We start from the raw sequence: 13,606 nt of genomic DNA, 5'->3' as shown, positions 1-13,606 counted from the left end.
GGGACACGCGCCTGCCGTACCAACTCTTTATGGAGCTCTTTACCGCGTTCAGCGGGGGCGGACGACCCTGGCCTCATCCCAGACCGGTTCGGAAGACTCGTAAACGGTCCCATCCGCGCCGAACACCACGAAGCGATCGAAATCCGCCGCGAACCAGCGATCGTGCGTGACCGCCACCACCGTGCCCGCGAACGCGTCCAGACCCGCTTGCAGCGCTTCGGCGCTGGCCAGATCGAGGTTGTCGGTCGGCTCGTCGAGCAGCAGCAGCGTCGCGCCGGACAGCTCCAGCAGCAGGATCTGCAGCCGCGCCTGCTGACCCCCCGAGAGCGTGTCGAACCGCTGCTCCGCGATCTGCCCGGCCAGCTCGTAGCGGGCCAGGGCCTTCATGGCCTCGTTCTTCAGCCTGGCGTGCTCGTTCATGACGATCTCCACCGGCGAGCGGCCCAGCAGGTCGGGCCGGGCGTGCGTCTGGGCGAAGTGGCCGGGGACGACGCGGGCGCCGAGTCTGGCGACGCCGGAGTGGCCGATCTGCTCGCCCGCGAGCAGCCGCAGGAAGTGGGACTTGCCCGAGCCGTTGGAGCCGAGCACCGCGATGCGCTCGGCGTACCAGACCTCCAGGTCGAACGGCCGCATCAGGCCGGTCAGCTCCAGCCCCTCGCAGATCACCGCGCGCTTGCCGGTGCGGCCGCCTTTGAGGCGCATGCTGATGTTCTGGTCGCTGGGCGTCTCTTCGGGCGGCCCCGCCTCCTCGAACCTGCGGAGCCGCGTCTGAGCCGCGTGGTAGGGAGCGGCCATGCCATCGTTGTATCTGGCCTTGTTCTTCAACATGTTGACCAGGGCCTTGAGCTTGGCGTGCTCCTCGTCCCAGCGCCTGCGCAGCTCGTCGAGACGCTCGTTGCGAGCCTTGCGGGCCTCCGCGTACGTGGCGAACCCGCCACCATGGATCCAGATATTTCCGGACTCGACGGTGACGATCCGGTCGGCCGCGTTGGCCAGCAACTGCCGGTCGTGGCTGACCAGCAGGACCGTCTTGGGGGTCTCCCTGAGCGCCTGCTCCAGCCATTCCTTGCCCGGCACGTCGAGGTAGTTGTCGGGCTCGTCGAGCAGCAGCGTCTGGTCCGGCCCGCGGAGCAGCGCTTCGAGCACGAGCCGCTTCTGCTCGCCGCCGGACAACGTGGCCACATCCCGATATTTCACGTTGTCGTACGGCACGCCGAGCGCGGCCACCGTACACGTGTCCCAGAGCACCTCGATGTCGTAGCCACCGGCGTCGGTGTAGTCGGTGATGGCCTGCGCGTAGCGCATCTGCGCCTTCTCGTCGTCGCGCTCCATCATCACGAGCTCGGCCCGCTCCAGCCGCTCGGCCGCCTGCCGCACGGCCGGCGGAGCGACGCTGAGCAGCAGGTCGTGCACCGTGCTCCCGTCACGCACGCTGCCGATGAACTGCCGCATCACGCCGAGCCCACCGGAGCTGGCCACACTCCCCGCCACCGGCTGCAGGTCCCCGGCGACGAGCCGCATCAACGTGGTCTTGCCCGCCCCGTTGGGCCCGACCAGCGCGGCCTTGACGCCTTCGCCGATCCTGAAGGACACGTCATTGAGCAACGGCCGCCCGTCGGGCAGTACGTATGTCAGATGTCCTACTTCGACGTGCGCCACGGCAATTCCCTTCGCATTCCCCCGCGCAGGGTACCTACCGAGAACTCCGAACGGCACCTTCTTTTCCTCTCCCGGCCTGGCGCGCTACGCGCGACATCGGGAAGGCCCGCCAACTTTCGAAGGTGACAGCATGAAATCTGTCAATCACATAAAGTGTTGGACTTGCTATAGATGCATAGTAGTATGCATCTATGAGGCCGATCCCGCCGTTGCTGTTGCCTCTCCTTCGCTCCAACGCTGTCGGTGAGCTGCTCGCCTGGTTGTACCTCCACCCGGAGAACGAGTTCTCAACCACCGATCTCGCCACATGGACCGGAACGTCGCAGTCGACGGTGAGCCGAGAAGCGGACCGGTTCGCCGCGGCGGGCCTGATCCGGGAAACGCGGCATGGCAACCTTCGCCTGATCCGCGCCGACACCGACACGATCATCGCGAAACCGCTCACCGATCTGCTGACCGTGACCTTCGGTCCAGCCGCCGTACTGCCCCCTCTCCTCCGGCCCATCTCCGGTATCGACGAGGCGTACATCTACGGCTCCTGGGCCGCTCGACACGCGAACCAGCCGGGACCACCGCCCCAAGACGTCGACGTCCTCATCGTGGGGTCAGCCGACGAGGACGAACTCTATGACGCGGCGCGAACAGCCGAGCGGACCCTCGGCCGCGAAGTGAACATCACCCGGATCTCATCGACGTCATGGACCAGCGACACGCCCGACCCGTTCACAGCATCCCTGCGGGGCAAGCCCCTTCATCCCCTGATCCAGAAAGAGGACAGCTCATGAGATGGATGCAAGGCCGCGACCAGATCGACATGATGCTGTCGTCAGGGCAGCTGGAACGCGTACCGGCGAGCCGGGAACATGCCGAAACCCTACTCACTCAAGCCAGGCGACATGTCGAACTCGCCCGCAGCGGCTGCGGGACAGATCCTACGGGCGCATACCAACTTCTCTATGACGCCTCCAGGAAAGCCCTCGCGTCCATCTTGGAGAATCAAGGGCTGCGAGCCACCAGCAGGGGAGGCCACATCGCGGTGCTTGATGCGGTCACAGCCCAACTAGACCCGCCTCTCGGGCAGTCGCTACGCCCTTTCGACCGGATGCGCCGCCGACGCAACGGCGCCGAATACCCGCTGCCCGACAGCCCGGAAATCACTGCCGAGGATGTCATCCGAGACTTGCCGAAGGCGGAGGAGTTTCTGACACTTGCCACCAAAGTGCTGGACCAGATACGGCCATACTGAACACGACCCCCGCCCCATCCCCATGACATGCCGACATCGGCGTGGTTCGGGAGTCAGGCCGGCTAATGCTTGTTGCCGTGGGTCTTACCGAGCTTGGCCGCCTGCTTGGCTGCCTTCTTCGCCGCCTTCTGAGCTGCTTTCTGGGCTGCTTTCTCGGCCTTCTTCAGCGCGGTGGCGGTCTTGGCGGAGGTGGCTGGGACCGGGTGAGGGCGGGTGTCGGCTCGTTCGCGGCCGTCGGATGCCTCCGTGAGTCGTTCGCGGGACACGGCGTGGGCCTGCGGGATGCTGGTCAGGTCGAGGGCCAGGGCGGGTGCGACGTCGGTGGCGATGTCGGCCGGAGTGCTTTGAGCGGGGCTGCCGGGGGCGGCGTTCCACCAGGAGCCGGTGGCGATCACCGCGACGATCAAGGCGGCGATCAAGGCCGTCTCGCGCCGGCGCTCGGTGATCAGCCGCCGTACCGCCTCTGACCGCCGCATCGCCGCCGACCGCCGCGCTGCTTCCGACTGTCGTACCACGCCTGACCGCCGTACCATGCCGGACCGCCACATCACGCCCGACTGTGGCATCGCAATCCACCCTGGCGTCGAGCCTGACAGTGACACCGTCCCTGACCGTGGCATCGTCGTCCCCGACCATCGCACCAGCCCTCGCGCCCTCTTCGACGAGCGCGGTTGCGGGTGCGAGTGCGAGTGCAGGTGCGAGTGCGGGTGCGGCTGCTGGTGCGGGTGCGACCTCAGGTGCGGGTGGTGAGGCTCATCTGGCGCGTACGCATCGCGGCCCGCAAGGTGAGAGGGTGCCGCCGATGCCTGCTCGCTCTGGGCGGCCACTCGCCGGAGTTGGTCGTGAGCGCGGGCCACGTCGCTGCGCTGGTCGGGGTCCTTGTCCAGCAGGCCGCTGATGGCCGGAGCGAGCGGGCCGGCCAGGGTGAACGGATAGGCGGTCGTGGTCAGTATCGCGGTCAGCGTGGCCGTCTCGGTGCTGCGGCCGAAGGGCGAGTGGCCCTCGACGGCCGTGTACAAGGTGGCGCCCAGCGACCACAGGTCGGCCTGCGGTGTGGACGGGTCGCCGCCGGCCCGTTCGGGAGCGATGTAGGCGGGGGTGCCGACGACGATGCCCGTCCGGCTGACCTGGGACTCATCGTCCACCGTGGTGGCCAGGCCGAAGTCGGTCAGGACCGCGTGCTCGTCGTCGGTGAGCAGGATGTTGGCGGGCTTGATGTCGCGATGCAGGACGCCGGCGGCGTGCGCGGCGCGCAGGGCGTCCAGGAGTTCCAGGCCGATGCGAGTGACGGTGGCCACGGGCAGGGGGCCCTGCTCGGCGATCACCTGGGCGAGGCTGCGGGCGGGGACGAGCTGCATGACGATCCACGGACGCTCGTCGACCAGCACCACGTCGTAGATGGCCGCTATGTGCGGATGGCTCAGCCGGGCGGCGATGCGGGCCTCCCGCATCGTCCGGCCGATCAGCTCCTCGTGTTGCGGGCCGACGATGGTGACCTCTTTGACCGCGACCTGGCGATCCAGGAGCTCGTCATGAGCCCGCCAGACCCTGCCCATGCCGCCCCGGCCCAGCTCGGACAGCAACCGGTAGCGCCCGGCCAGCAGCCATCCCTCGTAGCGTGCATAGGACATGGGAGCGGGTTACCCGATCATCTTCGCGTCATGCAATGAGAAAGCCACAAGAAGGCTACGAAACCACAGAAACCCCGGAAATCACGGCCTTCCGCAACATTTGGATCAGCGCCCCGTGAGGCTATGGACATAAAGTGATCAAATGACTAGAACTGTAGGCGGAACCCCCCTCCCTTAGGACGTGTGATGACGCGATTCCGGTCCGCCCTCATCCCCCTCGCCATCGGATTGCTGAGCCTCGCGGCCGTGCCCCAGCAGGCGCTGGCCGCACCGCCCAAGCCGGTGCCGTCCGTCTCCGCCACCACCACGCAGCACGCGACCACCCGTGCGACGTGCGGGCCGACGGTGCGGGGCGCGTCCGTGGACGCGAGGCTGACCAGCCTGTTCACCGCGTACGGCAACGACAACAGCCGCCTGGACGACTGGACCGGCGCCGACGGCACGTACTCACTGAAGCTGCCCAGTGGGAAAGAGGTATGGGTCTTCTCCGACACCTTCCTGGGCAAGATCAACCCTGACGGCAGCCGCCCGCCGGTGGTCGAAGAGGGCGGCACGACCGTCTTCCTGAACAACTCCTTCGCCGTCGAGCGCGACGGCCGGCTCTCCACGATCCACGCCGGCACCACCGAGAAGCCGACCGCGGTGATGCCGCCGCGCGACCAGAACCACTGGTACTGGGCCGGCGACGCCACCCTGGCGGGCGGCATCGTGGAGGTGACCTACCAGGAGTACGAGCGTTACGGCACCGGCGCGTGGGACTGGCGCTGGCACCGGAACGTGGTGGCCAGGTTCGCGCAGAGCCGGCTCGACCAGCCGATCAGCGTGACCGACCTGCCGTCGTCGGCCGGCGTGTCCTGGGCCTCCGGGATTCTCAAGGACGGCGGCTACACCTACGTTTACGGGGTGGAGGATCTCGGCTCGCCCAAGTACATGCACATCGCCCGGGTGCCCGGCCAGAGCCTGCTCGGACAGTGGCAGTACCTCAAGGCCGACGGCACCTGGTCGGGGAACGAGGCCGACTCGGCCCGGATCATGAGCGACGTGGCCAACGAGTACAGCGTCACCAAGGTGGGCAACGGCTACGTACTGATCACCCATGACACGAGCGAGGTCCTGAGCTCGCACATCGTGGCCTACACCTCGTGCTCGCCGTTCGGCCCGTTCACCGGCAAGCAGGCCGTGTACACCACCCCCGAGACCAACGGGAACATCTTCACCTACAACGCCCACGCGCACCCCGACGTGGCGGGCAACGGACTGGTCGTCTCCTACAACGTCAACAGCTTCGTCAACACCGACCACTACCGGGACTCCTCGATCTACCGGCCGCGCTTCATCGACGTGAGTTTCGGGTGAGCACACGGAACTGGGCGGCCCGCCTGCGGCACGTCGTGATCGACGGGCTGCGGGCGGTCGTGCTGGAGAACGAACGGCTCCGCGTGACCGTCGTGCCCGATAAGGGCGGCGATGTCATCGAATTTCTGCACAAGCCAACCGACACTGACTTCGTCTGGCTCTCACCGCAGGGGCTGCGCGACCCGCACGACCACATCCAGGGCGCCGCCGACGACGTCGCCCAGTTCATCGACCACTACGAGGGCGGCTGGCAGGAGATCTTCCCCAGTGGCGGCGCGCCCAGCGAATACCGCGGCGCCCGGCTGGCGCAGCACGGGGAGGTCGCCGGGCTCCCGTGGCAGGCCGAGGTCGTGGCCGACTCCGAGCAGGAGGTCGCGGTACGGCTCAGCGTACGCACCCGGCGCCTGCCCTACCGGATCGAGAAGACGTTCCGGCTGGCGGCGGGGACGGCCGCGCTGGAGATCGAGGGGCGCGCGACCAACGAGTCCGGCGTCGAGCTGCACGCCATGTGGGGGCAGCACATCGTGTACGGCCGGCCGTTCCTCAAGCCGGGCGCCCGCGTACGGCTGCCGGCGGGCGTGACGGTCATCCCGCACGAGAGCGCCATCAACGCCCACGGCCGCCGGGTCAAGGCGGGCGGCCCGTGGAAGTGGCCCGTAGTGCCCGCCGACGGCGGCGGGGAGACGGATCTGAGCGTGGTGCCGGAGCCCGGATCCCCGAGCGAGATCGTCTACATAACCGGATTTACCGAGGGCTGGTACGAAATTTCCGGGGATGTAGGTATGCGGGTGGAGTGGGATGCGACGCTCCTGCCGTACCTGTGGATGTGGCAGGAGGTCGGTTCGACCACCGACTATCCCTGGTGGGGGCGGGCTTACACGGTCGGGCTCGAACCGTTCTCCAGCATGCCCACCAACGGGCTGGCCGAGGCGGTGGCCAACGGCACGGCGCTCACCCTGGGCCCGCACGAGACAAAGGTGTTGAGGTTGCGCGCGGAGGTGCTGACGTGAACGAGTTCGAGGGCAAGGTCGCCCTGGTGACGGGCGGTTCGATGGGGATCGGGCGGGCGGTGGTCGACCGGCTGGCCGACGGCGGAGCGTCCGTGGTGTTCTGCGGGGCCGACAAGGGGGCGGAGCTCGACAGCGAGCACGTGACCGGGCGGGTCGCGGACGTACGGCGGGCGGGCGACATGCGTGACCTGGTCGACCTGGCCGTGGCCAGGTACGGCGGGCTCGACATCGTGGTGACGTGCGCGGGCGTGCAGCGTTACGGCACGGTCGAGGACACGCCGGAGGACGTCTGGGACGAGGTGCTCGACATCAACCTCAAGGGCGTCTATCTGGCGTGCAAGGCCGCCATCCCCAGGATGCGGGCGCGCGGCGGCGGCTCGATCGTGGTGATGTCGTCGGTGCAGGCGTTCGCCTCGCAGGCGCAGGTGGCCGCCTACACCGCCAGCAAGGCCGCGCTGAACGGCCTGACCAGGGCGATGGCGCTCGACCACGCGGCCGACGGCATCCGGGTGAACGTGGTGTGTCCCGGCTCGGTCGACACACCGATGCTGCGCTGGGCCGCCGACCTGTGGCGCGGCGAACTGTCGCAGGAGGAGCAGGTGGCGGAGTGGGGCCGGGCGCACCCCCTCGGCCGCGTGGGCAGGCCGGAGGAGGTGGCGGAGCTGGTGGCGTTCCTGGCCGGGCCGCGCTCGTCGTTCATCACCGGGGCCGAGCACCGGGTGGACGGCGGGCTGCTCGCCCGGAACCCGGCCGCGCTACCCGAATAGAGCCATCGCCCGCTCCAGGGTGCCCTCGGGAGCCGTCTTCAGCGAGCCGGCGTTGAACGGCGGCTCCGGGTCGTACTCCATCAGCAGCTGAACGGCCTCAGCCGTCTCCACGTCGCTCGCCCGAGCGAGCAGCGTCAGGCCCATGTCGATCCCGGCGGACACCCCGGCGGCCGTCACCACTGTGCCGTCGACGACCACGCGCTCGCTCACCGCCTCCGCTCCGTACTCGGCCAGCTGGTCGAGCACCGCCCAGTGGCTGGTCGCCTTGCGCCCCTGCAGCAGACCCGCGGCGCCGAGCAGCAGCGAACCGCTGCAGACCGAGGTCGTCCACCGCGCCTGCCCGCCGGCCGCGGCGATCCAGCGGACGAGCGCCTGGTCCGACAGCGCGGCGATCGTGCCGAACCCGCCCGGGACCAGCACCACATCCGGATCCGGCAGCTCCGCGTACGTCGCGGTGGCCGTGATCGTCAGGGTGCCGCGGTCGTCGTCGACGGGCCCACGTTCCGGGGCGACGAACGTGACCTTGACACCGGGCGCGTAGGCCAAGGTCGTGTACGGTCCGACGGCGTCGAGCGCGGTGAAGCCGTCGTACAGGGGGATCGCGACATGCATGATCAACTCTCCTTTGCCTGGAACCGGCGGCGATAGTCGCCGGGCGAGACCCGCCAGTTACGGCGGAACACGCGGTAGAGGGTCTCCGGCCGCCCCAGCCCCGACTCCCTGGCCACCCGGTCGAGCGGCCGGTCGGTGATCTCCAGCAGGCGGCGGGCGGCGTCGGACCTGCTGCGCTCCACGTACCGGCCGGGCGACAGGCCGACCTGCTCGGTGAAGACGCGGGAGAAGTGGCGCTCGCTCATCCCGGCGCGGCGCGCGAGCGCGGGCACGCTCAGGTCGGCGTCCGGGTTGGCGTCGATGTACGCCTGCAACTCTCTGAGCGGCTCGCTCCGCGGCGCGACGGCGCTCATCGGGGTGCTGAACTGGCTCTGTCCGCCGGGTCGGTGCAGGTAGACGACCAGCCCGCTGGCCACCTGCCGGGCCAGTTCGTGCCCGTGGTCCGCGGCCACCAGGGCCAGCGCGAGATCCACGCCCGCGCTGACCCCCGCCGAGGTCCACACGTCACCGTCCTTGATGTAGATCGGGTCGGGATCCACCTCCACGCGCGGGTACCACTCGCGCATCTGGTCGGCGACCAGCCAGTGCGTGGTGGCCCGCCGGCCGTCGAGCAGCCCGGCCTCGGCCAGGATGAGTGCTCCGCTGCAGACCGACGTGGTACGGCGAGCGGTCGCGGCCAGGCGGGTGACGCCTTCGATCATCCGGCGGTCGCGTAGCCACGTCATCGTGCCGAACCCGCCCGCGACCAGCAGCGTGTCGATCGGCCCCTCGATCTCGTGCAACGGCGTCGGCACCAGGGTGGCGATCCCGTGCCCGGCCGCCACGGGCCCGGCACTGACCGCGGTCACCTCGACCCGGTATCCGCCCTCCTTGACCAGCAGGTCCGCCACCGAGAACACGTCGGCCGGACCTGCCATGTCGAGCAGCTGGAAGCCCTCGAAGATCACGATGACGACGCGACGGTCCATGCCTTCCATGCTGGTCAGCGGCCGTCCATGGCGTCAATGACACGACTATTGCAGATTACGCCAACGAGGCAGGAGCCCGATGAGCACGACCGCGGTGACCACGTGCAGCGCCGCCAGCGTCGCCTTGGCGGCGCCGGTCGTGCCCATCGTGAGCGGGCCGGCGAGGGACACGACGAGGAACACCGCGGCGATCCAGGTCCAGACCGTGCGCGACCGCGCCGTGACGCGTTCGAGCACGGCCAGGAGGCCCCAGCCGGCCAGGCCCACGACCAGGGCGGCGACGATCACGGCGCCCGCGGTCACCTCTCCGGAGGTCGAGACGAGGGCGACGCCGCCGAGGAGATGGACGACTGCCCAGACGGCCAGGGCGGCGGCGACCGCGCCGATCACGGTCAGGAGGCGGGGGACGTTCACGCGGGTATCTCCTTGAGCGGGGAGTAGAGCGGGGACCAGCGGTTGTACAGGCCGGTGGGGACGAGGTAGGCGACCATTACGACCTGCATCAGCACCATGAAGACGCCGTACTGCAGACCGCCCAGGCCGGGGACGACGTCGGGCGGCAGGGTGTAGGCCATGGTCACGCGGACGGCGGCGTCGGCCAGCAGGCCGAGGCCCCAGATGACCGTCGCCACCCGCCAGATCCTGCGGAAGGCGGGCAGCCGCTCCCACAGGACGTCCCAGGACTCGCGGCCCGAGCCGCCTCCGCTCTTGAGGGGACCGATGCGGCCTTCCAGGACGAAGCGGGTGAAGGCGAAGGCCAGCGGCTGCCGGCCTCGGACGCTGGCCAGGAACCACAGGCCCGAGATGGCGGTGATCCAGCCGTCCTTGGCCAGCAGGAAGCGGGGGTCGTGGACGAGCAGGGAGACGGCCGCGCTGCCGACCATCATGGCCGTCATGAACAGGCCGAGCCCGTCGGGCCGACGGCGGCGCACCAGGCTGGTGACCACGCTCAGGCCGGGAAGCAGGGAGCTGATCAGCAGCGCGGAGTGATAGCTCACGTCCATCGCGCGCAGTACGTAATAGAGGCCGATGGGCAGGGCCATGTCGACGAGGACGAGTAACAGCGCCTTGGTGCGGGACCTCACGGCGTGGCCCGGGTCGCCAGGCGGAAGAGCTCGACCAGCTCGTCCGCGTACACGTCGAGGTCCGCGCCGGGGTCGCCCTCCAGCAGGAACGGCAGGCCGTCCATGGCCCGCTGGATGGCCATCGCCATCACGCGGGTGTTGAACCGGCGGAACTCGCCCGACTCCTGCCCCCACAACAGCAACCGCTCGATGTGCCCCAGCGAGGCCGGGTCCGTGGCCGCCTCCTGCGCGGTGGTCCCCTTCTCCGGCCGGAAGTTCAGGAAGATCTCGGTGGCCGCGCGCATCTCACGGCGGTGATCCCGGATGAACCCGACCAGCGAGCGGATGTAGGTGTCGAGCGCCGCGCCGGGGCTGGTCTGGGCGCTGACCCGCTCGGTCATGAACGCGGCGATCCCCTCGTAGATCGTGACGATCACCTGGCCCATCAGGTCGTCCTTGCCATCGAAGTGGTACGAGATCAGCCGCGTGCTGCTGAGCCCGGCCCGCTCCGCGATGCGGGCGAAGGACGCCTGGTGGTAGCCCAGGTCGGCGATCGTCTCGATCGTGGCCGCCACGATCTGCGCCCGACGGGCGGAGGTCGTGACGGAGTCCGCCTTCTTTACTTGCATGAGTAATTTTTAACTCATGCGAGTAATTCTGGCAAGTCCTCCCCCTAATAGCGTCCCCCTCCATAGCGTCAGCCTCCGATGGCGTCGAGCTCCTCGATCGCGTCGGCCGGGAGGACCAGGCTGGCCGCGGCGATGTTCTCGCGGAGGTGGGCCACGGATGAGGTCCCGGGGATGAGGACGGTCGTGGGCGAGCGCTGCAGCAGCCAGGCCAGGGCGACCTGCTGCGGCGAGGCTTCCAGGCGGGCGGCCACGTTCGTGAGCGCCTCGGACTGGAGCGGGGTGAAGCCGCCCAGAGGGAAGAACGCGGCATAGGCGATGTTCTCGGCCGCGCATCGGTCGACGAGAGCGTCGTCCTGCCGGTTGGCGAGGTTGTAGAGGTTCTGCACGGTGACGATGGGTGCGATGGCCTGCGCCTCGGTGAGCTGGGCCGCGGAGGCGGCACTGAGACCGAGGTGGCGGATCAGACCCTCCTGCCGCAGCTCGGCCAGGGCGCCGAACGGCTCCGCGAGCGACTCGTCGTCGGCGCCTCCTTCGGCCAGGCGCAGGTTGACGACGTCGAGGGTGTCCAGAGCGAGGCGCTGGAGGTTCTCGCGGACCGCGGCCTTGAGGTCCTCGGGCTCCAGTGCGTGATTCCAGCTGCCGTCGGCGCCGCGGCGGGCGCCGACCTTGGTGACGATGCGCAGGTCCGCCGGGTAGGGGTGCAGGGCCTCCTTGATGATCTCGTTGACGACGAAGGGCCCGTAGAAGTCGCTGGTGTCGATGTGGGTGATGCCCTGCTCGACGGCCTCGCGCAGCACCGCGATGGCCTCGTCGCGGTCCTTGGGCGGGCCGAAGACCCCGGGCCCGGCCAGCTGCATGGCGCCGTAGCCCATGCGGGTGATGGTGAGGTCGTCCGCGAGCGTGAGAGTCCCACCGGGAACGCTACCTGCCATGTCCGTACCTTTCATCTGAAACGCATCTCCAACGGTGCGGTTGCTTTTCGATGCTAGCGGCGGCAAACTCCAACCGCAACGTTGCAGATGGGATAGCGCTAGGATGTCGCCATGGCGTGGGACACCGAGGGGACGCGGCGGCGGCTCAAGGAAGCGGCGACGGTCGAGTTCGCCGAGCGCGGGCCGGACGGCACGACCATGGCCCGCATCGCCGAGCGGGCCGGAATCAACAAGGAACGCCTGTACAAGTACTTCGGCGACAAGCAGGCCCTGTTCGAGACGGTGCTCACCGACGAGCTCAAGAAACTCGCCGAGTCGGTGGGACCACCGCCGGGTGACTTCGAGAACATCGGCGAGTTCGTCGGGCGCAACTTCGACTACCACGTGGCGCATCCCCATCTCGTCCGCCTGCTGCTGTGGGAGGGCCTGGCCGGTGGTCCCGTGGCCGACGAGGCGCAGCGCGCCGCCTTCTACCGGGACAAGACGCGGGCCTACGCCGCCGCGCAGCGCGCCGGGATCCTCGACGACGACCTCGACCCCGATCACCTGGCGTTCATGGTCATCGGGCTGTCCGCATGGTGGGTCTCGGCGCCCCAGCTCGCCCGCATGCTCACCGGTGCCGACGATGACGATGCGACAGAGCACGCCCGGCGCCGCGCCAGCGTGGTGCGCGCGGTACAACGGCTGGCCCGGCCGCGGAGCTGACCCCGGAAATTCGGTGGACAGGCGGCGTTCCCGGCCTGTGGGATGAGGCCTCGTTGTCCATGGCAGGGAGAGTGCGTGTCCACAGGCGTATCCATCGACGCGGCTCTGGTCGGCCGGTTGCTCGCGGCGCAGTTCCCGCAATGGGCGGAGCTGCCCGTCTCGCCGGTCGAGGTCTCCGGGATGGACAACGCGACGTTCCGGCTGGGCGAGGACATGTCCGTACGGCTGCCGCGCTATCCCCGCTGGGTCGGGCAGGTCGAACGCGAGCATCGGTGGCTCCCCCGGCTCGCCCCGCACCTGCCGCTGCCGATCTCCGAGCCGCTCGCCATGGGCGCTCCGGCCGAGGGCTACCCCTTTCCCTGGTCGGTCTACCGGTGGCTGCCCGGTGAGACCGTGGCCGTCGAGCGGCTCGCCGATCCCGTACGGACCGCGAGCGAGCTCGCCGGGTTCGTCGCGGCGCTGCAGAAGATCGACGCCACCGGCGGGCCGGGGCCCGAGTGGAGCAACGCGTTCCGTGGGGTGCCCATGGGCGACGAGCGGGACTCCGTAGCCGTCGAGGCCCGCGTACGTCCCAAGATCGCGTCGTTGCGCGGCCTGATCGACGTCGGCGCGGTGACGGCCGTGTGGGAGGCGGCGCTGGCGGCGCCCGCGTGGGACGGTCCGCCGGTGTGGATCCACGGTGACCTGGCGCAGGGCAACCTGCTGGCCGTCGAGGGCAGGTTGAGCGCCGTCATCGACTTCGGGACGCTGGCCGTGGGTGATCCGGCGTGCGATCTGATGCCCGCGTGGACGTTTCTGTCCGCCGAGGCGCGAGGAGCGTTCCGCGCGGCACTCGACGTCGACGACGCCACCTGGGCGCGGGGCCGTGGCTGGGGGCTGGCGTCGTCGCTGCCCTCCCTCGACGACCCCTACTTCGACGTCCCCGGCCGCCGGGAAGCCGCCCTGCGCCAGCTCGACGAGCTCATCGCCGACCTCGGTTAGCGACGGTCAGCGGGTCTCCTGGAAGGCGCTGAGCCGCACGTTGCCT

Annotated in this window: 15 protein-coding genes; 7 read left to right on the top strand and 8 right to left on the bottom strand. The window is 69.3% G+C overall.

The genetic code is table 11. The features are described from left to right. Positions 1-48: 48 nt before the first annotated feature. Complete coding sequence (locus tag AB0H88_RS40660) at positions 49-1,659, bottom strand: ATP-binding cassette domain-containing protein (RefSeq protein WP_357653911.1); 1,611 nt, start codon at positions 1,657-1,659, stop codon at positions 49-51. Between the two features lie 191 nt (positions 1,660-1,850). Between AB0H88_RS40660 and AB0H88_RS40655 the strand changes: the two genes are divergently transcribed. Together AB0H88_RS40655 and AB0H88_RS40650 are read left to right on the top strand one after the other, a co-directional pair. Beyond that, positions 1,851-2,444: a helix-turn-helix domain-containing protein gene (locus AB0H88_RS40655; RefSeq protein ID WP_357653910.1), complete on the top strand. Its 594-nt coding sequence runs from the start codon at positions 1,851-1,853 to the stop codon at positions 2,442-2,444. Continuing rightward, positions 2,441-2,905 (top strand): hypothetical protein, encoded by a 465-nt coding sequence (locus AB0H88_RS40650; RefSeq protein ID WP_357653909.1) that lies wholly within the window; start codon positions 2,441-2,443, stop codon positions 2,903-2,905. Before AB0H88_RS40655 ends, AB0H88_RS40650 begins: the two co-directional genes overlap by 4 nt. 62 nt (positions 2,906-2,967) lie before the next feature. Here AB0H88_RS40650 and AB0H88_RS40645 read toward each other — a convergent pair whose 3' ends face one another. Beyond that, a complete protein-coding gene (locus AB0H88_RS40645; RefSeq protein ID WP_357653908.1) occupies positions 2,968-4,536 on the bottom strand; it encodes a serine/threonine-protein kinase in 1,569 nt (522 codons plus the stop codon). Between the two features lie 186 nt (positions 4,537-4,722). On the opposite strand from AB0H88_RS40645, the gene AB0H88_RS40640 reads away from it, so the two are divergent. Genes AB0H88_RS40640 through AB0H88_RS40630 form a run of 3 tightly spaced genes read left to right on the top strand, consistent with a single transcriptional unit; the run spans position 4,723 to position 7,669 of the window. Continuing rightward, entirely contained in the window at positions 4,723-5,892 is a 1,170-nt protein-coding gene (locus AB0H88_RS40640) for a DUF4185 domain-containing protein (protein ID WP_357653907.1), read from the top strand. Beyond that, positions 5,889-6,902, top strand: a complete 1,014-nt coding sequence (locus AB0H88_RS40635) for a DUF4432 family protein (RefSeq protein ID WP_357653906.1) — start codon at positions 5,889-5,891, stop codon at positions 6,900-6,902. Before AB0H88_RS40640 ends, AB0H88_RS40635 begins: the two co-directional genes overlap by 4 nt. Then, positions 6,899-7,669, top strand: coding sequence for an SDR family oxidoreductase (locus AB0H88_RS40630; RefSeq protein WP_357653905.1), 771 nt, complete (start codon positions 6,899-6,901; stop codon positions 7,667-7,669). The genes AB0H88_RS40635 and AB0H88_RS40630 overlap by 4 nt, the downstream gene beginning before the upstream one ends. Here AB0H88_RS40630 and AB0H88_RS40625 read toward each other — a convergent pair. From AB0H88_RS40625 to AB0H88_RS40600, 6 genes are all read right to left on the bottom strand, one after another. After that, complete coding sequence (locus tag AB0H88_RS40625; protein ID WP_357653904.1) at positions 7,658-8,281, bottom strand: DJ-1/PfpI family protein; 624 nt, start codon at positions 8,279-8,281, stop codon at positions 7,658-7,660. The genes AB0H88_RS40630 and AB0H88_RS40625 overlap by 12 nt on opposite strands. Before the next feature lie 2 nt (positions 8,282-8,283). Continuing rightward, positions 8,284-9,249, bottom strand: a complete 966-nt coding sequence (locus AB0H88_RS40620; RefSeq protein WP_357653903.1) for a GlxA family transcriptional regulator — start codon at positions 9,247-9,249, stop codon at positions 8,284-8,286. Between the two features lie 45 nt (positions 9,250-9,294). After that, entirely contained in the window at positions 9,295-9,663 is a 369-nt protein-coding gene (locus AB0H88_RS40615) for a DUF6069 family protein (RefSeq protein ID WP_357653902.1), read from the bottom strand. Beyond that, positions 9,660-10,334 carry a VC0807 family protein gene (locus AB0H88_RS40610; protein WP_357653901.1) on the bottom strand — a complete coding sequence of 225 codons (675 nt, stop codon included), beginning with the start codon at positions 10,332-10,334 and terminating at the stop codon, positions 9,660-9,662. The genes AB0H88_RS40615 and AB0H88_RS40610 overlap by 4 nt, the downstream gene beginning before the upstream one ends. Then, on the bottom strand, positions 10,331-10,942 hold the full coding sequence (locus AB0H88_RS40605) for a TetR/AcrR family transcriptional regulator (RefSeq protein ID WP_357653900.1): 612 nt from the start codon (positions 10,940-10,942) through the stop codon (positions 10,331-10,333). The genes AB0H88_RS40610 and AB0H88_RS40605 overlap by 4 nt, the downstream gene beginning before the upstream one ends. 68 nt (positions 10,943-11,010) lie before the next feature. Continuing rightward, positions 11,011-11,874, bottom strand: coding sequence for an oxidoreductase (locus AB0H88_RS40600; protein WP_357653899.1), 864 nt, complete (start codon positions 11,872-11,874; stop codon positions 11,011-11,013). A 111-nt stretch (positions 11,875-11,985) separates the two neighbouring features. On the opposite strand from AB0H88_RS40600, the gene AB0H88_RS40595 reads away from it, so the two are divergent. Both AB0H88_RS40595 and AB0H88_RS40590 read left to right on the top strand, forming a co-directional pair. After that, positions 11,986-12,579 (top strand): TetR family transcriptional regulator, encoded by a 594-nt coding sequence (locus AB0H88_RS40595; protein ID WP_357653898.1) that lies wholly within the window; start codon positions 11,986-11,988, stop codon positions 12,577-12,579. Between the two features lie 75 nt (positions 12,580-12,654). After that, positions 12,655-13,560 carry an aminoglycoside phosphotransferase family protein gene (locus AB0H88_RS40590; protein ID WP_357653897.1) on the top strand — a complete coding sequence of 302 codons (906 nt, stop codon included), beginning with the start codon at positions 12,655-12,657 and terminating at the stop codon, positions 13,558-13,560. Positions 13,561-13,606: the final 46 nt, after the last annotated feature.

This window comes from Nonomuraea sp. NPDC050680 (assembly GCF_040654555.1).
In the GTDB taxonomy this organism is placed as follows: domain Bacteria; phylum Actinomycetota; class Actinomycetes; order Streptosporangiales; family Streptosporangiaceae; genus Nonomuraea.
This window is presented reverse-complemented; position numbering and strand designations above follow the sequence as displayed.

What these genes read in the sequence shown, in the direction of transcription:
- AB0H88_RS40605 (WP_357653900.1), bottom strand. Translation starts at nt 10,942, where the DNA reads ATGCAAGTAAAGAAGGCGGACTCCGTCACGACCTCCGCCCGTCGGGCG.
- AB0H88_RS40595 (WP_357653898.1), top strand. Translation starts at nt 11,986, where the DNA reads ATGGCGTGGGACACCGAGGGGACGCGGCGGCGGCTCAAGGAAGCGGCG.
- AB0H88_RS40625 (WP_357653904.1), bottom strand. Translation starts at nt 8,281, where the DNA reads ATGCATGTCGCGATCCCCCTGTACGACGGCTTCACCGCGCTCGACGCC.
- AB0H88_RS40645 (WP_357653908.1), bottom strand. Translation starts at nt 4,536, where the DNA reads ATGTCCTATGCACGCTACGAGGGATGGCTGCTGGCCGGGCGCTACCGG.
- AB0H88_RS40620 (WP_357653903.1), bottom strand. Translation starts at nt 9,249, where the DNA reads ATGGACCGTCGCGTCGTCATCGTGATCTTCGAGGGCTTCCAGCTGCTC.
- AB0H88_RS40655 (WP_357653910.1), top strand. Translation starts at nt 1,851, where the DNA reads ATGAGGCCGATCCCGCCGTTGCTGTTGCCTCTCCTTCGCTCCAACGCT.
- AB0H88_RS40640 (WP_357653907.1), top strand. Translation starts at nt 4,723, where the DNA reads ATGACGCGATTCCGGTCCGCCCTCATCCCCCTCGCCATCGGATTGCTG.
- AB0H88_RS40600 (WP_357653899.1), bottom strand. Translation starts at nt 11,874, where the DNA reads ATGGCAGGTAGCGTTCCCGGTGGGACTCTCACGCTCGCGGACGACCTC.
- AB0H88_RS40650 (WP_357653909.1), top strand. Translation starts at nt 2,441, where the DNA reads ATGAGATGGATGCAAGGCCGCGACCAGATCGACATGATGCTGTCGTCA.